Genomic DNA, 19405 nt, shown 5'->3' with positions numbered 1-19405 from the left:
TAATCCCCCTTTTCCCTAATAAACCTCATATGTCATCATATCATATTCGAAAACGTTCTTGGAATAACGTGTGTTCAAATTGTGAAAAAAAGATGAACGCCTCAAGCGCGAGTGTCGAGGTAATGGGCGATTTTGTCGGGCAGTCTCACACCGAGCGGCATGAGCCCTTCTGAACCGAAGAAGACGTTGAACTCTAAAATGTAAAATTCATCTTCGACGACGATGACGTCAAACGCGGCGTGATTGATGTGAAGCGTTTTCGCGATGTCGAGCACTTCGGCCACGACTGACTCTGGGATATCCTCATACGAGAAGTGGGCGCCTTGAGCGACATTGTTCAAGAACGCCTCGCTGACACGCCAATACGACCCGACGACTTCTTCTCCGATGACGATGATGCGCAAGTCGCGGTCGTTCGGGATGAACTGTTGGACGTAGAACGTGTCGTGCTTGTCGACGTACTCAAGCCAGTCCTGCTCATGCTTGATGAGCCAGACGCCTTGTCCCATCGATGATTTAGCCGTCTTGGCGACGAAAGGATATTCAAACTCCTCGAGGACACGCTCAATCGTATACGGGTTCTTCCCGTAGATGAGTGTCTTCGGGATGCGGTGCGGGAATGTCGCTTTAAAGGCGCGCGTCATCTCGATTTTGTCATGCCCCAGATGGTAAGTGGCCGGCGACGGGAAAATCGGTTTATTCAGTCCGTAGATGATCGAGTTGACCATCCAATATTCGGGGAACAAGACGAGGTCGGCCGTTCTTACTTTATCGAGCTGGTCGTAATAATATTCAGGTTTCGCATAGTCGGTTTTGATGCCGGCCGAGCGAATCATGTTGAATGAGACTTTTTTCATAGCGAGGTGCACGTGCGCACCTGTTCACTTCCTTTCTAGTTGGACGCTTGACAGTCACGTTCAATTATAAAGCCGATTGCTTACAGAGGGAATCAAATGTGTTAAAATCATGGCAGAAAGGGTGAAAGCCATGATTATTACTGAACAGACGATTGCCCTGCTCGATCAAACGGAGTCGTTAGCCGATTTGATTGAAGCGAGCGAGTCGTTCCAAACATATATCGCCACGAAACAAGCGCGAGCCCAGTCAGAAGAAGCGCGCCTCGTGGAACGTGAGTTCTTACGGATGAAAGAAGATTACGAGTACGTACAACGGTTCGGGAAGCACCATCCCGACCACGATCGCATTAAAAAAGAGATGCACCTCGTCAAACGGCGTCTCGATGTCCAACCAGAAGTGGCCGCGTTTAAAAAAGCGGAACGCAGTTTGGATAAATTGCTTGGGGAAGTGAGTGAGCTGTTGGCCTTCTCGGTTTCTCCCAAAATCAAAGTCCCGACCGGAAACCCGTTCTTCGATGAAGGCGGTTGTTCAGGCGGAGGAAGCTGTGGAGGAGGAGGCGGAAGCTGTGGATGTGCCATCTGAGTCGTTTGAGTTGAACGGTCGAATCGGATTCGTCGTCTACGTCCAATCGCTGAAACAAGTGAAGGCGTTGCGTCGCTATGCGAACTTGTATTACGTGTCGAAACGTGAGAAGTATGCCTTCCTCTATACAGACCTCGATGGACATGAGGCGATCCTTGAACAAGTGAGCGCCTTGCCGTTCGTCGAAGCGGTCGTCCGCAGTGAACGACCTTTCGTCGCCGAGACGTACGAACCGAAGCAGAAATAACACAAAAGATGAAGGCGGTACCGCCTTCATCTTTTGTGGTGAAGGAGAACGGATATGCGAGTCATTTCAGGAGAACGGAAAGGGACCCGACTGAAAGCGGTCCCGGGGTCGGCGACACGACCGACGACGGATAAAGTAAAAGAATCGTTATTCAACATCATCGGACCTTATTTCGCCGGGGGCGATGCGCTCGACTTGTACGCCGGGAGCGGCGGGTTAGGGATCGAGGCGTTATCGCGTGGGTGTGACCATGCGGTATTCGTCGACAAGCAACGGAAGGCGGTCCAGACGGTCACGGACAATTTGAAGACGACACGTTACGAGTCGAAAGCGACGGTGCTCCAGCAAGACGCCCGAGCTGTCCTCGATCAACTCGTCCTTAAAGGTCAGCCGTTTAAACTGATTTTCATGGACCCACCGTACCATGCGGAAGAACATGTGCCGTTTTTACAAATTATTGAGTCGAACCGACTGTTGACGGACAACGGGGTCGTCGTCTGCGAGCATGGCAGTGATGTGACGTTGCCGGATCAAGTCGGTCAGTTGGAAAAAATCAAGGTGCAGCGCTACTCGGACGTGATTACGATCAGCTTTTACGAGTATGCGGTGACCGAGGAGTGAGAACATGTCAAAACGTATCGCGATTTGTCCGGGGAGCTTTGACCCGATTACGAATGGCCATTTAGATATCATCGAGCGGGCGGCAGCCATTTTCGACGAAGTCATCGTCGCCGTGCTTGAAAATTCGAGCAAGGCACCACTGTTTAATGTAGAAGAGCGGCTGTCGCTCATCCGTGACGTGACGACGCATTTGCCGAACGTCACTGCCGACGCGTTCGGAGGTTTGCTCGTCGAATATGCGGCCAAGCGTGAGGCGGCGACCATCGTCCGGGGCCTTCGGGCCGTCTCTGACTTTGAATATGAACTTCAAATCGCATCGATCAATAAAAAGTTGAACGAGAACGTGGAGACGCTCTTTATGATGACGAACAGTCAATATTCGTTCCTTAGCTCGTCAATCGTGAAAGAAGTCGCCAAATACGGGGCGTCCGTCGCTGAGCTCGTCCCGGAACAAGTCGAGCACGCCTTGCGGCAAAAATATAAAGTGAGCCAAGGGCAATGAAGTCGCTCAAAATCGGCTTCGGTCTGCTTGTGGCCATCCTGATTTTCTTGTTTGTACCGCTTCCGTATTACATCACCTATCCGGGAGAGGCGACGACCATCGAAGAGTTCATGACGGTTGAGGGCGGAGACAAAGAACCGGGTGAACTGAAGATGGTGACCATCTCGCAACGCCGGGCGACACCGCTTTGGCTCGTCGGCAGTTGGTTTACGCCATTCACGGAGGCGAGTCCGGCCAGCCGCTATTTATATGATGGGGAAAGCGAGGCGGACTACGAACGCAGACAAGAGCTGTTGATGTCGTCGTCGCAACAGGCGGCGATTCAATACGCCTATGAGTTGGCCGATGCCGACGTGACGGTGACGTTCGACGGGATGTACGTCTCCGCCCCAATCACCGGGTCGCTTGCGGCGAACGTCTTAAAACCCGGTGACGTCATCACCGCGCTCGATGGCCAGTCGTTCGCGTCGCGCCTCGACTTTATCGAACGCGTCGCATCGTTTGAAGCGGGCGATGAGGTCTCCGTCACGCTCGAACGGGATGGACGCGAGCGTGAGGTCGATACGCTGATTCAACCGCTTGATCGGAGTGGGGACCGAGTCGGGCTCGGGATTTATGAGCCGCTGCCGGTCCAGGACGTGCGTACGGACCCGGAAGTCTCGTTCGAACTAACGAACGTCGGGGGACCGTCGGCCGGACTCATGTTCACGCTCGAGATTTTTGATCAGTTGACCCCGGGCGACTTGACGGGCGGTGCCATCATCGCTGGGACGGGCACGGTCGATGAGATGGGGACCGTCGGACCGATCGGCGGGGCGTGGCAAAAAATCGTCGCCGCGGACGAGGCCGGGGCATCGGTGTTCTTCGTGCCGGCGGGATCGAACTACGAGGAGGCGATGGAATCGCTCGACCGTCTCGACAGTGACATTGAAGTCGTTCCGGTCCAGACGGTCGAGGAAGCCATCGATTATTTAGAGTCGATGAATTGAGGGGTTTGCCTATGTTCGACGAGTGACCGATTTCCTAGAGGAAGGCGATACGCCTCGGTCACTCGAGCCTCGAACGCAAGGTCGGGATGGTACTTGCTCATGAGCGGTACGTCTTTTTTTATGCCTTTTAATACAGCTTGTCCAATCGCGTTGAACGCGAGTGGGCGGACGTAAGGCACTTCATCGAACCGTTCCGGTAACTCGTCACGTCGCCAATGGAGGAGGACGGAGACGAGGGCGCGTTGGACGGCGGTCCGAGTGTAGCGTCTCGTCAGCAGGCGAGCGAGCGCCTGTTCGAACGTCGGTTCGAGTCCGGCTTCAATCAAACGAGGTGATAACGAACTGTCGATGCCGACGAGCTGTTCAAGTACCTCTTTCGGGGTCGTCCGCAACTTGTATTGCAAGACGGGCCAATAAAGGGACCAATGTGCCATCGACACGTCCTGAAACAACGCTCTCGTGGCGTTAGGGACGGCCCGGACCATGCCTGACTCCAAGTAGTGGGCGCGCACTCCTGTGGCCGACATGACGTCTGAGACGCTCGGGTCGTGATATCCCGCACCGAGGCGGCGAATCGTATGGAGCTCGATCGTCTTCGCTGCTTTTGCATAGTGATAGGCGAGGATATTGTTCGGGAGCGTCAAGTCGAACTCAGGGTAGAGCGCCCCGAACGCCTCACTCGAGGCTTTGGCCGAGGACCGTCCTTGATCCAATGCTTCTTTTAACGCCGTCTGATAAGCCGGCGTCGCTTCGATGTTGGCGGCTGCGGCCCGGGTCACGGCCGTGATATCGCCGCTCTCACTCCCGAACGAGAGCGATTGGCATCGCATACGTTCGGCAATGCTGACCGCGGCGCTCGCGAACCGGTCGGCGCGTTGCACCCCGTAACAGGTTGGTAGTTCGACGACAAGGTCGATCGCGCCCGTTTGAACAGCTGCTTTCGCGCGGCTCCATTTATCGAATGCCGCCGGCTCCCCGCGTTGCGTGAACTGGGCGCTCATGACGGCGATGACGGCGTCGGCATCGGTTTCAATCCGGGCACGTTCCGCCTGGTGGAGATGTCCGTTATGGAACGGGTTGTACTCAGCGATGATGGCCGTTTTTCGCATAAAATTACTCCTTTGCATTGTCGATTAGATTGGTGTAAGATGGATAAGTACGCTTTGGCAAAGCGCCGTCGTCAACTGATTTTAGTGTAAAGAAAAAACATTGACAAAACAAGTTGGCCTATCTATAATTCATATTGTTGCAATTGAGGTGATTCGGATGAAGTGGTCTATTGCACAGCTACTTAAGCTACGAAACCAGGGTGACAGTTTTGCCATCGATGAGATGGTCGAACTACCAGAGCTTACTCAGCTCCATCCGGATATCCGTTCGATTCGCCCGGTGCATGTGCACGGGGATGCGTCGTTCACATCTAATCAAGTTACATTCAATTTGAAGGTTCAAGGTGACCTGACGTTGCCAGATGCGCGTACGTTGGACGATGTCATCTATGAATTCGATATTGAATCGCTCGAGCCTTTCTTTTTGGAGAATGGGCGTTATACGGAGCAATTCGATGATGTCAATTTGCCAGAAGGAAATACGATTGATCTGCGACCGATCGTAAGAGAGCTCATCATGTTAGACGTCCCGATGCAAGTCTTCGGGAACGAAACAGACAAAACTCAGGTTGAAGGGGAAGGCTGGTCCGTCATTGACGAGCAGCCGGACGACCAACCAAAAATTGACCCGCGCCTCGCGGGCCTCGCCGACTTGTTCTCTAAAAAAGAGGATAAGGACGGCTAACTTTTCAAGGAGGTGGACAACGATGGCAGTACCATTCCGTAGAACGTCGAAAACTCGCAAACGTCTTCGTCGTACTCACTTCAAACTCAACGTACCTGGTATGAACGAGTGCCCGAACTGTGGCGACATGAAACTTTCACACCGTGTTTGCAAATCTTGCGGACATTACAACGGTAAAGAAGTAACAAGCAAATAATGCGAAAAGAAGCGGTCTCCTCGGAGGTCGCTTCTTTTTTTCTTTTTGGGTCGTGGAAACAGATTGTGGTAAACTTTTCAGTGCAGACTAGACGTGGAGGGATGGCAATGAAGCCGATTAAACGAATTGGGATTATCGGGAACGGCGCCGTCGGCATGCTGATGGCTTCGCTGTTCGAGCCGGACTATACGGTGACGCTCTATGGCCGTGTCGACGAGGCGTCGACCGTGACGATCGAACGTACCGGCGTCACGGATGGGACGTCCATAGTCCGTCTATGTCCGGTGGCGACACTCGTCGAGACGGAGCAGGACGTGTTTTTTGTGACGACGAAAGCACACCAGGTCGAAGCGGCGACGGAACGATTGTCGGGAGACGTGCCCGTGTTCATCTGTTCGAACGGGATCGCCCATCTCGACCATGCACGCACGAAAGGGTTCCACCTCGGTGTGGTCGAACATGGGGTAAGCCGCGACGGCAAGCGGATCCATCATACCGGGCTCGGGCGCATTCGGATTGGGAGTTTCGAGCCGGTTGAGGGGATCCGATTCACCGCCTCTCCGCTCGATGTCGTCTGGGAAGCGGACATCGAGCAAGTCGTCACGGAAAAACTATTTGCGAACGCGATCATCAACCCGATTACGGCGCTCTGCCGTGTCGAGAACGGTGCGGTCGCCATGCCGCCATGCCGCGATATCGCGACGGCGATTTACAAAGAATTGACGACGTTGTTCGACCGGCACGTGCCGTATACATATATCGAGACCATCATTGCCAAGACGGCGCATAACCGCTCTTCGATGTTGCGTGACATCGAGGCGGGGCGCCAGACCGAGGTCGACGCCATCTTGACGCCGCTGTTGAAACGGGCCGACGAACGAGGTATCACGTTGACCGTCATTCCCGTCCTACAAAAATTAATTTTAGGAGCGAGCGTATCGTGTTAGTGTATATCGTTTCATTTCCACTCGTCATTTGGTTTATGGTGTATATGATACTTAGAAAAATTATGCCGAAATCGGTTAATACGTTCAAACTCGTCTGTGATGCCGGCGTGGTCCTCTGGTTCTATGCGTGTGGGATTTTGCTCGAGGCGATTGTCGGGGTCGATGTGTTCTGGCTGCTGCTTGCAGTCTGTGCCGCCATCTTCCCCGCCAACGCGATTTGGCAGCGGGTGCGTCATGAAGATATCGTCTATTCGAAGATGTTCGTGCACGGGTGGCGCCTATTGTTTTTGTTGCTCGTCCCGGCCCACTTGGTGCTGTTCACGATCGGCATCGCGCGCGAGATGATGTATTAATCGTTTGAAAGGAAGTCGTTATACGTGAGGATAGAGTCGCTAGATGCCATGTACGCCCCGACGTCTCCGATGATGCAGGTGGAGACGGGTTATTCGAAATGGCTGGACTATAAAGGGATGGACGAACTCGAGGCGAGGGCTGACGAACTGAAGCGACGTTCGTTCACGCATCTGCCCGAACTCGTGAATATAATGCGAGACCAACAAACCGTCCACGGTCCGATGTCTCCCGCGCTCGAATCAAAACTCGATGCCTTGGCTCGAGGCGAGGCGTTGACGATGGTGACCGGACAGCAAGTCGGGGTGTTCGGCGGACCATTGTTCGCGGTGTATAAACTGTTGACCGTGATCAAAAAAGCCAAACAGGCAGAAGCGAAACTGAACAAACCGGTCATCCCGATCTTTTGGATGGCGACCGAGGATCACGACTATGCGGAAATCAACCACGTGTTCGTGAGCCAGCCGTTGTCGCGACAATTGCGTAAAGAGGCGCTATCGACGGTCCCACTCGCCGGAAAGGCGTCGGTTGGGGAGCTGGAATTCGATCGTCTGAAAATCGAGCTCGTGCAAATGTTGCAGCGGCTGCTGTTATCAGAGACGGAGACGCCATACACGACGACACTCTATCATGAGCTCGTCGCCGTGCTCCAAGCGAGCCATTCGTTCGCTTCGTTTTTCGGGCAGATGATGCGCCGGTTCGTCGGGGAAGACTTCATCCTGTTTGACCCGCACCAGCCGGAAGTGCGGGCGCTCGAGCGCGATGCATTCCAGCGGTTGATTCGTGAGCACGACCAACTGAACGCGGCGCTGCGGGATGCGTTCGAGGACGGCATGCCGCACGTCGACTTGAACCGGGACGCGGCCCATCTGTTCTATCACGACGGGACGCGCGAATTGTTGACGAAACAAGACGGGCTGTTCACGACGAAACGAGGTCATCGGTTCACTGAGGCCGAGCTGATCCAACAAGTCGACGCGCACCCGGAACGATTCTCGAACAACGTCGTGTCGCGTCCACTCATGCAAGACTTCCTGTTCCCGACGCTCGCTTACATCGCCGGTCCCGGAGAAATCGCCTACTGGCTCCAATTGCGTCCGCTGTTCCATATCTTTGATTGGAAAATGCCGCTCCTCATCCCGCGCCTCGGGGCCGTCCTCGTCTCGGCGAACGATGAGAAGAAGCTCGCCCAAGAAGGCGTGACGCTCGTCGATTACTTGACGAACCCGTTGCCGGACCATACGTTCGATGACGAGGCGTTCGACCAGAGCCTTTACGCCTATCGAACGCTCACGGAAGCGCTCGGTCGCGAAGCCGGGAAGCAAGGCCATCGATTTGATGCCAAGGCGCGCCACGTGCTCGATCGGCTCGCCGATGAAATGCGGGCCGAAGCAAAACGTGACCAATACCGGTTGAACAGTCGACGGATTCATCTATCGACACGGCTCTTACCGATGGATGCGCCGCAAGAGCGAATCTGGTCGATGGTACCGCTCTTGAATCGTCACGGTCTCGATGTGTTCAAACGGCTAGGTGACGCCTACGAACAGACTGAGGCAGAGCGATGTCTTGTCAAAATGTAAAAAAATACCAATGTTTTTTTGGGGGTTCCCTGAGCAATCAGGGAATCTTTTTTGTTTGTTACCTTTTTGTTTCCTCTTTTCGATAAAAAGCTATGCGGCGCTTGACATTTTTATGATAAAGTAAACGTAATAAAATAGTTGAAAAATGTAGGTTGAGAGGGTTTTTGTATGTTTGAGCATGAAACGGTTTTAAAAATGGAGTCCATTGAGGGATTGAATATTAAGCCAGACGGGATTTATGTCGATTGTACGTTAGGAGGAGCCGGTCATAGCGAAGAAATCGTCAAGCGGTTGACGACAGGCCATCTGTACGCCTTCGACCAAGACGACGTCGCGCTCAAGCACGCGAGTGAGCGGTTGGCTCCATATGAGGACCGGGTTACGTTCATTAAAAGCAACTTCGTCCATTTGAAAGATGAACTGTTGGCACGGGGAATCACCCAGGTCGATGGGGTATTGTTTGACCTCGGTGTGTCTTCGCCACAGCTCGATGAGGCCGAACGTGGCTTTAGCTACAATTACGATGCGCCGTTGGATATGCGCATGGACCGTTCGCGTGAGCTATCGGCTTACCATGTCGTCAACGAATGGCCGTTCGGGGACCTTGCCCGCATCTTCTTTACATACGGGGAAGAGAAATTCTCGAAACAGATTGCCCGCAAAATCGAGCAAGCCCGTGCCGTCAAGCCAATCGAGACGACGTTTGAGCTCGTCGAGTTGATTAAAGACGCGATCCCGGCGCCGGCACGACGAAAAGGCGGTCACCCTGCGAAACGAACGTTCCAGGCGATCCGCATCGCCGTCAACGATGAATTGAACGTGTTCGACCGCGCCGTCCAAGACGCGATCGATTTGCTCGCCATCGGTGGACGGATTTGTGTCATCACGTTCCACTCGTTAGAAGATCGGATTTGTAAGCAAGTCTTCAAAGAGAGAAGCCAGCATCCGCCGTTACCGCCCGGATTGCCGGTCATCCCGAAAGAGTTTGAACCCGAACTGAAGTTGATCACGCGCAAGCCGATCGCGGCCGGGGACGACGAGCTCGAAGGCAACCGCCGGGCCCGTTCAGCTAAGCTTCGGGTCGCAGAAAAACAAAAATAGACTGTACGTAGGAGGGATACCTGATGCCAGAAGCTGCTCGCAAGGCTCTGCAGCCTCAAATTTCGCCGAATCGCAACCCGATTCCGCAAGAACGACCAATACCAGCTCCGAAACGACGTACGTTGACTTTGTTCGAATCCATCCTGTACCCGACCATGATCTGTTCAGTTGTCTTGTTCGGTGGCATCACGGTATCGAAACATAATGAAGCGTACAACATCATGCGCGACACGGCTCTGATCACACAAGAGACGAACACGATCGCGAAAGAGAACGAAGAATTAAAGTATGAGATCGCCCAACTAAGCTCACCTGAGAGAATCTATGCGATTGCTGAAAAGCTCGGAATGCAATTCAATGAGAACAACGTCAAGGTGATTGACTGATGAATTCTCTACAACAGAGTAAAAAAAGAGTGGCGTGGGTGGCGATCGTTTGCTTCACACCACTCTTTTTATTTTTTGTCGGCTGGTTCTTCTACTTGTCCGTTTTTCAAACATATCAGGGCAAGAACATGCTCGCTTTCGCCGAAGAAGAGCGCTGGAAAGCGGTCAGTACGTTAAAAGCAGAGCGTGGGGAAATCTTTGATCGTTTCGGACAACCAATCGCCATCAACATCCCGTCGTATCGCGTCGTGGCCGTATTGAAACTTGGCGGGGAGCGGGTCAAGAACAAGACGCTCATGCCCGAAGCCTTCCCAGAGGCCGCGAAACAACTTGCGACCGTCCTTCCGATGACGGAGGCGGACATCTTGAAGCGGCTCGAGCAAAACAAAGACCGGGGGCAAATCGAGTTTGGTGTACCGGGTCGCGATTTGACGGTCGAGCAAAAGGAAGAAATTGAAGCGTTCGAGATTCCCGGCATTACGTTCGTCGAAGAACCGAAACGCTACTATCCGAACAAAGTGTTCGCATCAAGCGTCGTCGGCTATGCCCAAAAGATTGACCAGAACGGACGCATCGAACTCGTCGGAGAACTTGGGATTGAAAAGTCACTCAATGACGTCTTGAGCGAATCGTACGGGTTATACCGCTTCGAGAAAGACTTGGCCGGCCGTCAACTCGTCTCGAGCGACGAGCAATTAAAGGTCGACCCGGAAGATGGGGCGGACGTCCAACTGACGATCGACCACCGCATTCAACAGTTGCTCGATACGAAAATGGAAGAGCTGTACCAAGAGTACAAGCCGAAGAATGCGACGGCGATTATCATGGACCCGAAGACCGGCGAAATCATCGCCTTGTCGGACCGTCCATCGTTCGATCCGAACACGCGTGAAATCAGCTCGTACAGCAACTTCTCGGTATCATCCCGCTTTGAGCCGGGGTCGACGATGAAAATCTTCACGTTGGCTGCCGCCATCAATGAAGGTGTCTATAACCCGAATGAACTGTACAAGTCGGGTTCTTATAAGTATGGCAAGACCGTGTTCAATGATTACAACATTACCGGATGGGGTACGATTCCTATGGTAGAAGGCGTTTGGCACTCGTCGAACGTCGCGTTCTCGATTCTGGCGAACGAACGGCTCGGGCTTAGCCGCTACGAGGATTATTTCAAAGCGTTCAAGTTCGACCAACGTACCGGCGTCGATTTACCAGGTGAGGTCAACAGTCAATATGATTTCGAGAGCCCACTCAACGTCTTGATCACGGCATGGGGCCAATCGACGGCCGTCACGCCGATGCAAATCTTGCAAGCGACGTCGGCCATCGCGACCGATGGGACGATGAAACAACCCCACGTCATTAAAAAAGTCGTCAATCGTGAGACAGGCGAGACGATTCGGACGACGAATCCGAAAGTCGTCGGGCAACCCATCACGGCCGAGGCGGCGAAACAGACGCGGGAAGCGCTTGACGGCGTCGTCAACAGTGACGTCGGGACAGGGCAATTGTACGCGCTCGACAACTACCGCGTCATCGGGAAAACCGGGACCGCACAAATCGCGGAGAACGGGAAGTACTTGAGCGGACAATATATCCATTCGTTCGTCGGCATGGCGCCGGAGGACGACCCTGAACTCGTCATGTATATCGCTGTCGACCGACCGAACAGTGACTCTTCGACGACAGGGCCGCGTATCATGGCACCGCTGTTCAAAGATGTGATGGACGTCGCGCTCCGGTACCGGAGCGTCGAGCCGGACAAACAAGCGAAGACGATCGATGCGTCGACGAAAACGACGGAATCGTTTGTCGGACAAGGCCGTGACGAGGCTGTGAAGGCAGCCGAAGCGGCGGCATTCACGCCGGTATCACTTGGCGGTGGCGAAACGGTCATCGCGCAAAGTCCGGTCGAGGGTCAACCGTACGTCGTCGGCGAGCGCTTGCTGTTGAAGACGGATGAGTCGTTCAAGATGCCAGTCTTGAAAGGCTGGTCGCTCCGTGATGTGAAACGGTTAGCGACACTTTACCAATTGAATTTAGAAATAGACGGTACCGGCTTCGTCACGTCCCAGTCGATTGGGAAAGACAAGCCCGTCAAGACCGGGGCGACATTAAAAGTGAAGCTCCAGTCACCGTCGAACTAACGCAAAGGGATGAAGAGGGCCTCGGCTCTCTTTTCCTTTGTCACAGGAGGAAATGGTTATGGAACAGTTGACGATTCAAACACTCGCATCTTGGTTCGGGATGGAGACAGACGATACGCGCGAGGTACGCCGCGTCGCCACCGACTCGCGAGACGACAACGCCGACGGCTTGTTCGTCCCGATCATCGGGGCGCGTGTCGATGGGCATGATTACATCGAGGCTGCCGTCAAACAAGGGGCGATCGTGACGTTTTGGGAACAAGACCGACCGCTTCCGGAAGGGATTGTCGCCATTCCAGTCGCCTCGCCGCTCCAGGCGCTCCAAGAGGCGGCGGCCCGCTATTTGGCGGAGATCAACCCGAAAGTCGTCGCCATCACCGGGTCGAACGGCAAGACGTCGACGAAAGACATGATCGCCGTCGTGCTCGGTGAGACGTTCAAGACACACAAGACGGCGGGCAATTTCAACTCGGATGTCGGCTTGCCGCTCACCGTGCTCAGGATGCCGCGCGATACGGAAGTCGCCGTCCTCGAGATGGGGATGAACGGGTTCGGACAAATCGAGTTGTTATCGAAGCTCGCTAAACCGGATATCGCCTTCGTCACCAACATCGGGGAGTCGCACGGCGAACAAGTCGGGGGTCGCGAGGGCATCGCCAAGGCGAAGCTCGAGATTAAAGCCGGTCTGAAGCCGGACGGCGTCTTGATTGTCGATGCCGATGAGCCGCTCCTCAGTGAAGCGGGCGGATATCGTGTCGGCTATGAGGCGACCGCTGACGGCAAACTCGAAGTCGTGGAGGCGACGTTTGACGCTTCGATTTTCCGATACAACAACGAGTTGTATGAATTGAAAGTGCTCGGCGCCCACCAAATTCGCAACGCTGCCTATGCGATCGCCTGCGGCCTCAAGTTCGGCTTGGGACACGACACGATTCAACGCGGTCTCGACCGGGTCCAGTTGACGTCGATGCGGATGGAGAAGCGGATGTTCGGCGATGCCCACTTGATCAATGACGCCTATAACGCCAGCCCGACCTCGATGATTGCCGCCATCGAGACGATAAAAACGCTTGAAGGGTTCTCGCGACGTGTCCTCGTCCTCGGGGATATGTATGAACTTGGAGCGGACGAAGTCACGCAACATGAAAGCGTCGGCCACGTCATCACGGCCCCGGTCACGGATTGTGTGCTCATCGGAGACAAGGCGAAATGGATTGCGACCGGCATCACCGACCCGCGTGTGAACGTGACAATGGTGCCGACGGTGGAGGAAGCGAAAGTGCTTCTCGGCAGTTATCAACGCCCCCAGACTGTGATATTGTTAAAAGCATCGCGAGGACTGGCGCTTGAGCGCTTGGTTCAATAAAGAGAGTAGTGAGGTACGAACATGTTAATCAGTTTAATCGTCTTAATCAGTTCATTATTGACCGTATTGGTCGTCATGCCGCGGGCCATCCCGGCACTGCGTAACTTAAAGTTTGGCCAAGAAATTCGTGACGAAGGTCCGGGTTGGCATCAAAAGAAATCAGGTACCCCGACGATGGGCGGAATCGTCATCTTGCTCGCCCTCATCATCGGATTTCTCGTCTCGGTCGTCTTCGGTGAAGCCGTCGCCGGATTCGGCACACTCTTGTTCGTGACACTCGCCTTCGGGGTGATTGGCTTCCTCGACGACTATATTAAAGTCGTCAACAAGCGCAACCTCGGTTTGACGTCGCTTCAGAAATTGATCGGTCAAATCGTCGTCTCGGTCCTGTTCGTTTGGTTCCTCTCACTCGGTGGGGCACTCGATACGACGATTCAAATCCCGTTCACTTCGATTGCGTTTGATACGGGCTGGTTCTATGTTGCCATCGTCATCTTCTGGCTCGTCGGTTTCTCGAACGCGGTCAACTTGACGGACGGTCTCGATGGCCTCGTCTCGTTCTCGGCCATCCCGACGTTCGCTTTCTTCGGCATCTATGCGCTCGGACAAGACGAAGCGGGCATCGCTTGGTTCGCCTTCAGTGCCGTCGGCGCCTTGCTCGGTTTCCTCGTCTTCAATAAATACCCGGCGAAGATTTTCATGGGTGACACGGGATCACTCGCACTCGGTGGGGCGGTCGCTGGTCTCGCCCTCATGCTCAAGCTCGAGCTGTTGCTCGTCTTTGTCGGGATCATCTTTGTCATCGAGACGCTTAGCGTCATCTTGCAAGTGCTCTCGTTCAAGACGACGGGCAAACGGATCTTTAAGATGAGCCCGATCCATCACCATTTCGAAATGGTCGGTTGGTCAGAATGGCGTATCGTCTTGACGTTCGGTGGAATTAGTTTGATCACGGCAGTCTTGTCGTTACTACTCATGTAATGGATGGTGGAGCACATGCAACAACAGTGGAACGATAAACGAGTCCTCGTACTCGGTGCGGCACGGAGCGGCATCGCCGCTGCCGCTTACTTAAGAAATGTCGGTGCGAACGTGACCATCAATACCGGGAGCGAACCGTCAACGGAAGAACGGATGAAAATCGAAGCGCTCGGTATCAACGGCGTTTACGGGGCCCATCCGCTCGAACTACTAGATACGGCGGAGCTGATCGTCAAAAATCCAGGCATTCCGTATCACATCCCGTTATTGCAAGAGGCGATGGCGCGAAAGATTCCGATTTATACGGAAGTGGAACTCGCCTACTTGGCGACCGACGCGACGTTCGTCGCCATCACCGGATCGAACGGTAAAACGACGACGACGACACTCGTTCATGAATTGCTCAAAGGGGGGAGTCGTCCGGTCCACGTGGCAGGGAATATCGGTTTCCCGGCCATCGAAGTCGCATCGAAAGCGAAGCGGGACGATTTGATCGTCATCGAACTGTCGAGCTTCCAATTGATGGGGGTCGAACAGTTCCATCCGCGAGCGGCGGCGCTGTTGAACCTTTCACCGGCCCACTTGGACTACCACGGTGACTTTGAGTCGTATGCCGACGCCAAAGGCAACTTGTTCCAGAACATGACGGCCTCAGACCGTGTCGTCGTCAAAGGCAGTGACACGGAAGTGATGAAACGCGTCCCGGCAGGTCTTCCCGCCGCGACGTTCGGTTACGAGAGTGGAGACGCGCACGTAGCAGACGGTTGGATCACCCTTCACGGAGAGGCGATCATCCGCGTCGAGGACCTCGCCCTTGGTGGGGCCCATAACGTCGAGAACGTGTTGGCGGCCTTGTTGCTCGTCGAACCATTCGATATCCCGCGGGCCCATATCGAACGCGTGCTTCAAACGTTCGGCGGGGTGGCCCACCGGACAGAAAGTCTCGGGCGAGTACTCGGACGCCGTGTGTATAACGACTCGAAAGCGACAAACAATGTCGCCGCTGAGGCGGCGCTGAACGGATTCGAGGCCCCAATCATTTGGGTGTGCGGCGGACTCGAACGTGGCGCCGATCTCAATTCACTCGTTCCGGCGTTAGGGCGGGTCAAAGCGATTGTCGCTTACGGCGAGACGGCAGACCGTTTCAAGTCGTTAGGTGAAGCCGAACAAATCCCGTCGTTCGCAGTCGATACACTCGAGGCGGCGGTCCCGCTCGCGTTCGAACAGTCGTCGACGGATGACGTGATCTTACTATCGCCGGCTTGTGCGAGTTGGGATCAATATAAGACGTTCGAAGAGCGCGGCGAACATTTCGTCCGACTCGTGAACGCATATGAGGAGGCCAATCGATGAAAGTAATGATCTCTGGTGGAGGGACGGGCGGACATATCTACCCGGCACTCGCTCTCCTCGATACGCTCAAAGCACGGCATCCGAAACTTGAAGTGCTGTATATCGGTACCGAGAACGGTCTCGAAGCCGACCTCGTCCCACGGGCGGGCGTACCGTTCAAGTCGATTCGGATTGCCGGGCTGAAACGTTCTTTATCGGTCGACAATGTGAAGACGGCGTATTGGTTTGTCCAATCGGTCCTCACGTTACGCAAAGAGATGAAGACGTTCCGTCCGGACGTCGTGATTGGCACGGGCGGTTTCGTCTCAGGACCGGTCGTCTTTACGGCACAGCAACTTGGGATTCCGACGATTCTGCATGAGCAGAACAGCATCCCAGGTTTGACGAACAAGTTCCTATCGAAGAAAGCCGACCGGGTCGCCTTGTCGTTCGCCGGTTCGGAAGCACAGTTCCCCGATGCGAACGTCCGAGTCATCGGTAACCCGCGCGGGAGCGAAGTGTTGAAGACGACGGTGAATGAAGCGGCCGTCCGAGCCGAGTTTGGCCTCGATGAACGTCCGATCGTCTTGATTTACGGCGGAAGCCGCGGGGCAGAAGCGATCAATCGCGCCGTCATCGAAGCCATTCCAGAGCTTGCGGCCGAACCGGTGAACGTGCTCTACGTGACCGGGAACGTGCACTACGACAACGTCGTGGCCACCGCGCCAAAAGCGGATAACGTCCATGTATTGCCGTACGTCTACAACATGCCTGAACTGCTTGCTTGTGCGAGTCTTGTCGTGTCACGGGCCGGCGCCTCGACAATCTCGGAGCTGACCGCGCTTGGCTTGCCAAGTATCTTGATTCCGAGCCCGTACGTGACGGCCGACCATCAGACAAAAAATGCGTCAGCCCTCGTCGAGAACGGTGCGGCCGAACTGATCAAAGAAGGGGACTTGACGGGCGAGACGCTCGTCACATCCATCCGGCACGTATTGGCAAACCACGATGAGATGGCAGAAGCCTCGAAACGGTTAGGGTTCCCGCATGCTGCGGAAGCACTCGCCGACCTCGTCGAAGAAGTCCGCGAATAAAAGGAGAATAGACATGGAGACACGTCAGAACACCGTTCGTAGTTTAGAAGACCGTATCCCGTATATGAAAGATCAGCGTCGTAAAAAAGCGAACCGACGCTTGTCGACCATCTTGATCTTATTCGCGGTGCTGATCGCACTCGTCGTGTATATGCAGACGTCGGTATCTGACGTGAAGGCGGTGAACGTGAACGGCCTGTCTTGGCTGACAGAAGAGTATGTGCTCGCCGGGACGGACATCGATACGTCCACGAAGATCGTTCAAGTGTCACCGAACGGGATTGAACGAGAACTCCGCGCCGTGCCAGGCGTAAAAGACGTCGACGTCGATCGGTCATGGTATAACATCGTCACGATCAATGTCGAAGAGGAAAAGATGATCGCGTATTCGCGGACGGAGAAAGAGGAAGTCGCGGTACTCGCCGATGGCTCGCTTCACCCGACCGGTGGCATCACCGATCCTGAGAAGTTAAAGGACGGTCCGCTCTTGCGCGAGTTCACGGACAAAGCCGAACTCGAAAAAATCGCGACAGAGCTCGAACAAGTCGATGATGCGATGCGGGCCCGGATGTCGGAGATCGTGTTCTCGAAACAAGACGGGGAGTCGACGCGTTATGAAATTTATATGAACGACGGCAATACGATTCAAACACCAACGTTCAAGCTCAGCCAGACTGTGTCCAAATACGGTGAAATCTATGAAAACATTCCAAAAGGACAACGGGGAACCGTCGTCATGGATGGTGGATATTATTTCGTCCCGTATGAAAAACCGAAACAATAATCTGATATTTTACAGTCCTTATACACATAAGGGCTGTTTTTTTATCGATTGTAATCGAATTGACACCCCAAAACCGCTTAATTTGTAGGATTCTACCTTTTCTCACTATCTTATTTGTTGTAAACTTAGACGTGAGATATCTTGCCGGACCTACCAATATTTTTGGATATCTGTAACAATGTAACGGAATTCAAGTACAGAAATTAAAGCGCGGAGGTGTTTCCCTTTTGGAAGCGAATGGTTATGTGGCCGCATTGGATATAGGAACGTCAGAAATTAAGCTCGTCGTGGGTGAATTACTCGGGGGAACGCTTAACATTTTGGCGGAGGGGTGTGCCCCGTCTGCAGGAGTAAAACGTGGCGCCGTCGTCGACATCGATAAGACGGTTCAAGCCATCAAACAAGCCGTCGAACATGCCGAAGCGGCACTCGGTGATCAAATTCGGTCGGTATACGTTGCCATCGAAGGGGAACATATCCAAATCGCCCCATGTCACGGAATCGCGTCGGTCAAACGAGAAGACCAAGAAATCACGGATACAGACGTCATCGAAGTCATCAACTCGGCGCAAGTCATGCGCTTGCCGGACGAGATGAGCGTCATCGATGTGATTCCGTCTTCCTTCACGGTCGATCAACAGACAGGTGTCGTCGATCCTCGGGGAATGCTCGGCTATCGTTTAGAGATGCACGGGAAGATGGTAACTGGTTCGAAGACGATTTTACATAGCATTCGTCGCTCCATCGAACGAGCGGGCCTGAAACTCGAAGGCTTCGTCCTCGGCAACTTGGCACTCGGTATGAGCGCGGCATCTGTCGATGAAATCGATCTTGGCATCGGATTAATCGATATCGGGCATGAAAAGACAACCGTCTCTGTCTTCTATCGGGGCGACCTCGTCTACTCATATATCCTTCCGGTCGGAGGCGATCATATGACGCGTGACTTGGTTTACAAGCTCAATTGTAAATACCAAGACGCCAAAGTGGCGAAAGAAGAATACGGACTCGCCCTTGAAGAAATGGCAGACGCATCCGAGGGCTTCTCGTTCACGAACATTAACGGAGAAGTCACGTTCGAACCGCAAGCAGAAATTAGTTATGTTTTAGAGGCAAGAATAGAGGAAATGTTTACGCTTGTGTTGAATAGAGTGCAAAAGGTAGGCGTCCCGACGCTCAGTGGAGGGTATCTCCTCTGCGGTGGGGCCGCTGCTTTACCTGGCATCCAAGAATTGGCGACTCGTGTCATGGGTCAAACGACGAGACTGTATCAGCCTTCGTCGATTGGCGTCAGACACCCGAAATACGCGACCGCGGTCGGCGTCCTCAAGTACGTGCTTATGAGCGATCATCACGTCTCGAAGTCGCGACTTGAAAAGCCGGAAGAGCGCGTGGCCGTCACGAAACCGGACGGAACGATGCCGCACGGTAACGACCATGACCACGAAGTGGATGTGGAGCGGGACGAACGCGAAACGAAAAATGGATTCGGCCGCTTAATGGAAAAACTATTTGGCGTGTAAACTTGACGTTGTGTTAACAAT

21 protein-coding genes are annotated in these 19405 nt (G+C 54.0%); 19 read left to right on the top strand and 2 right to left on the bottom strand.

Annotated elements, in window-relative coordinates; genetic code table 11:
* Window positions 1-101 precede the first annotated feature (101 nt).
* Window positions 102-857 carry an ATP-grasp domain-containing protein gene (locus tag NMQ00_RS09995; RefSeq protein WP_255176578.1) on the bottom strand — a complete coding sequence of 252 codons (756 nt, stop codon included), beginning with the start codon at window positions 855-857 and terminating at the stop codon, window positions 102-104.
* Between the two features lie 109 nt (window positions 858-966).
* Here NMQ00_RS09995 and NMQ00_RS09990 point away from each other — a divergent pair, with 109 nt between their 5' ends.
* From NMQ00_RS09990 to NMQ00_RS09970, 5 genes are read left to right on the top strand one after another with little or no spacing between them, the layout of a single operon-like run.
* Entirely contained in the window at window positions 967-1440 is a 474-nt protein-coding gene (locus NMQ00_RS09990; protein ID WP_255176577.1) for a YlbF/YmcA family competence regulator, read from the top strand.
* Window positions 1424-1687 carry a DUF2129 domain-containing protein gene (locus NMQ00_RS09985; protein ID WP_255176576.1) on the top strand — a complete coding sequence of 88 codons (264 nt, stop codon included), beginning with the start codon at window positions 1424-1426 and terminating at the stop codon, window positions 1685-1687. The genes NMQ00_RS09990 and NMQ00_RS09985 overlap by 17 nt, the downstream gene beginning before the upstream one ends.
* A gap of 54 nt (window positions 1688-1741) precedes the next feature.
* Window positions 1742-2308, top strand: a complete 567-nt coding sequence (gene rsmD, locus NMQ00_RS09980) for a 16S rRNA (guanine(966)-N(2))-methyltransferase RsmD (RefSeq protein ID WP_255176575.1) — start codon at window positions 1742-1744, stop codon at window positions 2306-2308.
* Window positions 2309-2312: 4 nt separating this feature from the next.
* A complete protein-coding gene (gene coaD, locus NMQ00_RS09975) occupies window positions 2313-2810 on the top strand; it encodes a pantetheine-phosphate adenylyltransferase (protein ID WP_131433779.1) in 498 nt (165 codons plus the stop codon).
* Window positions 2807-3799 (top strand): SepM family pheromone-processing serine protease, encoded by a 993-nt coding sequence (locus NMQ00_RS09970; RefSeq protein WP_255176574.1) that lies wholly within the window; start codon window positions 2807-2809, stop codon window positions 3797-3799. Before coaD ends, NMQ00_RS09970 begins: the two co-directional genes overlap by 4 nt.
* Here NMQ00_RS09970 and NMQ00_RS09965 read toward each other — a convergent pair.
* The gene (locus tag NMQ00_RS09965) at window positions 3778-4908 is read right to left on the bottom strand and encodes a tRNA(Met) cytidine acetate ligase (RefSeq protein ID WP_255176573.1); all 1131 of its coding nucleotides are present in this window, start codon (window positions 4906-4908) and stop codon (window positions 3778-3780) included. The genes NMQ00_RS09970 and NMQ00_RS09965 overlap by 22 nt on opposite strands.
* Before the next feature lie 157 nt (window positions 4909-5065).
* Here NMQ00_RS09965 and NMQ00_RS09960 point away from each other — a divergent pair, with 157 nt between their 5' ends.
* From NMQ00_RS09960 to ftsA, 14 genes are all read left to right on the top strand, one after another.
* Window positions 5066-5593 (top strand): YceD family protein, encoded by a 528-nt coding sequence (locus NMQ00_RS09960; protein ID WP_255176572.1) that lies wholly within the window; start codon window positions 5066-5068, stop codon window positions 5591-5593.
* A gap of 22 nt (window positions 5594-5615) precedes the next feature.
* Window positions 5616-5789 (top strand): 50S ribosomal protein L32, encoded by a 174-nt coding sequence (gene rpmF, locus NMQ00_RS09955; protein WP_081338944.1) that lies wholly within the window; start codon window positions 5616-5618, stop codon window positions 5787-5789.
* Between the two features lie 107 nt (window positions 5790-5896).
* Window positions 5897-6736, top strand: coding sequence for a 2-dehydropantoate 2-reductase (locus tag NMQ00_RS09950; RefSeq protein ID WP_255176571.1), 840 nt, complete (start codon window positions 5897-5899; stop codon window positions 6734-6736).
* On the top strand, window positions 6730-7089 hold the full coding sequence (locus NMQ00_RS09945) for a DUF3397 domain-containing protein (RefSeq protein WP_255176570.1): 360 nt from the start codon (window positions 6730-6732) through the stop codon (window positions 7087-7089). The genes NMQ00_RS09950 and NMQ00_RS09945 overlap by 7 nt, the downstream gene beginning before the upstream one ends.
* A gap of 24 nt (window positions 7090-7113) precedes the next feature.
* Window positions 7114-8670, top strand: coding sequence for a bacillithiol biosynthesis cysteine-adding enzyme BshC (gene bshC, locus NMQ00_RS09940; RefSeq protein WP_255176569.1), 1557 nt, complete (start codon window positions 7114-7116; stop codon window positions 8668-8670).
* A 168-nt stretch (window positions 8671-8838) separates the two neighbouring features.
* Window positions 8839-9771, top strand: a complete 933-nt coding sequence (gene rsmH / locus NMQ00_RS09935; RefSeq protein ID WP_255176568.1) for a 16S rRNA (cytosine(1402)-N(4))-methyltransferase RsmH — start codon at window positions 8839-8841, stop codon at window positions 9769-9771.
* Between the two features lie 23 nt (window positions 9772-9794).
* On the top strand, window positions 9795-10157 hold the full coding sequence (gene ftsL, locus NMQ00_RS09930; RefSeq protein ID WP_235420168.1) for a cell division protein FtsL: 363 nt from the start codon (window positions 9795-9797) through the stop codon (window positions 10155-10157).
* 38 nt (window positions 10158-10195) lie between these two features.
* Complete coding sequence (locus tag NMQ00_RS09925) at window positions 10196-12304, top strand: penicillin-binding protein (RefSeq protein ID WP_255176567.1); 2109 nt, start codon at window positions 10196-10198, stop codon at window positions 12302-12304.
* 58 nt (window positions 12305-12362) lie between these two features.
* The gene (locus NMQ00_RS09920; protein WP_255176566.1) at window positions 12363-13670 is read left to right on the top strand and encodes a UDP-N-acetylmuramoyl-tripeptide--D-alanyl-D-alanine ligase; all 1308 of its coding nucleotides are present in this window, start codon (window positions 12363-12365) and stop codon (window positions 13668-13670) included.
* A gap of 21 nt (window positions 13671-13691) precedes the next feature.
* Window positions 13692-14651, top strand: a complete 960-nt coding sequence (mraY, locus tag NMQ00_RS09915; protein ID WP_021067042.1) for a phospho-N-acetylmuramoyl-pentapeptide-transferase — start codon at window positions 13692-13694, stop codon at window positions 14649-14651.
* A 15-nt stretch (window positions 14652-14666) separates the two neighbouring features.
* Window positions 14667-16004 (top strand): UDP-N-acetylmuramoyl-L-alanine--D-glutamate ligase, encoded by a 1338-nt coding sequence (gene murD, locus NMQ00_RS09910; RefSeq protein ID WP_255176565.1) that lies wholly within the window; start codon window positions 14667-14669, stop codon window positions 16002-16004.
* On the top strand, window positions 16001-17077 hold the full coding sequence (gene murG / locus NMQ00_RS09905; RefSeq protein ID WP_255176564.1) for an undecaprenyldiphospho-muramoylpentapeptide beta-N-acetylglucosaminyltransferase: 1077 nt from the start codon (window positions 16001-16003) through the stop codon (window positions 17075-17077). Before murD ends, murG begins: the two co-directional genes overlap by 4 nt.
* Before the next feature lie 13 nt (window positions 17078-17090).
* The gene (locus NMQ00_RS09900) at window positions 17091-17861 is read left to right on the top strand and encodes a cell division protein FtsQ/DivIB (RefSeq protein ID WP_255176563.1); all 771 of its coding nucleotides are present in this window, start codon (window positions 17091-17093) and stop codon (window positions 17859-17861) included.
* 245 nt (window positions 17862-18106) lie between these two features.
* Window positions 18107-19384 carry a cell division protein FtsA gene (gene ftsA / locus NMQ00_RS09895; RefSeq protein WP_255178708.1) on the top strand — a complete coding sequence of 426 codons (1278 nt, stop codon included), beginning with the start codon at window positions 18107-18109 and terminating at the stop codon, window positions 19382-19384.
* Window positions 19385-19405: the final 21 nt, after the last annotated feature.

It is taken from the genome of Exiguobacterium aurantiacum (assembly GCF_024362205.1).
Classification (GTDB): Bacteria; Bacillota; Bacilli; order Exiguobacteriales; family Exiguobacteriaceae; genus Exiguobacterium; species Exiguobacterium aurantiacum_B.
Note: the sequence above shows the minus strand (reverse complement) of the source record. Positions and strands in the feature narration are given on the sequence as shown.

Excerpts from the sequence above, each read along its gene's own strand:
- NMQ00_RS09995 (WP_255176578.1), bottom strand. The coding sequence starts at position 857 with ATGAAAAAAGTCTCATTCAACATGATTCGCTCGGCCGGCATCAAAACC.
- NMQ00_RS09990 (WP_255176577.1), top strand. The coding sequence starts at position 967 with ATGGCAGAAAGGGTGAAAGCCATGATTATTACTGAACAGACGATTGCC.
- rsmD (WP_255176575.1), top strand. The coding sequence starts at position 1,742 with ATGCGAGTCATTTCAGGAGAACGGAAAGGGACCCGACTGAAAGCGGTC.
- coaD (WP_131433779.1), top strand. The coding sequence starts at position 2,313 with ATGTCAAAACGTATCGCGATTTGTCCGGGGAGCTTTGACCCGATTACG.
- NMQ00_RS09970 (WP_255176574.1), top strand. The coding sequence starts at position 2,807 with ATGAAGTCGCTCAAAATCGGCTTCGGTCTGCTTGTGGCCATCCTGATT.
- NMQ00_RS09965 (WP_255176573.1), bottom strand. The coding sequence starts at position 4,908 with ATGCGAAAAACGGCCATCATCGCTGAGTACAACCCGTTCCATAACGGA.
- NMQ00_RS09960 (WP_255176572.1), top strand. The coding sequence starts at position 5,066 with ATGAAGTGGTCTATTGCACAGCTACTTAAGCTACGAAACCAGGGTGAC.
- rpmF (WP_081338944.1), top strand. The coding sequence starts at position 5,616 with ATGGCAGTACCATTCCGTAGAACGTCGAAAACTCGCAAACGTCTTCGT.
- NMQ00_RS09950 (WP_255176571.1), top strand. The coding sequence starts at position 5,897 with ATGAAGCCGATTAAACGAATTGGGATTATCGGGAACGGCGCCGTCGGC.
- rsmH (WP_255176568.1), top strand. The coding sequence starts at position 8,839 with ATGTTTGAGCATGAAACGGTTTTAAAAATGGAGTCCATTGAGGGATTG.
- ftsL (WP_235420168.1), top strand. The coding sequence starts at position 9,795 with ATGCCAGAAGCTGCTCGCAAGGCTCTGCAGCCTCAAATTTCGCCGAAT.
- NMQ00_RS09920 (WP_255176566.1), top strand. The coding sequence starts at position 12,363 with ATGGAACAGTTGACGATTCAAACACTCGCATCTTGGTTCGGGATGGAG.
- mraY (WP_021067042.1), top strand. The coding sequence starts at position 13,692 with ATGTTAATCAGTTTAATCGTCTTAATCAGTTCATTATTGACCGTATTG.
- murD (WP_255176565.1), top strand. The coding sequence starts at position 14,667 with ATGCAACAACAGTGGAACGATAAACGAGTCCTCGTACTCGGTGCGGCA.
- murG (WP_255176564.1), top strand. The coding sequence starts at position 16,001 with ATGAAAGTAATGATCTCTGGTGGAGGGACGGGCGGACATATCTACCCG.
- NMQ00_RS09900 (WP_255176563.1), top strand. The coding sequence starts at position 17,091 with ATGGAGACACGTCAGAACACCGTTCGTAGTTTAGAAGACCGTATCCCG.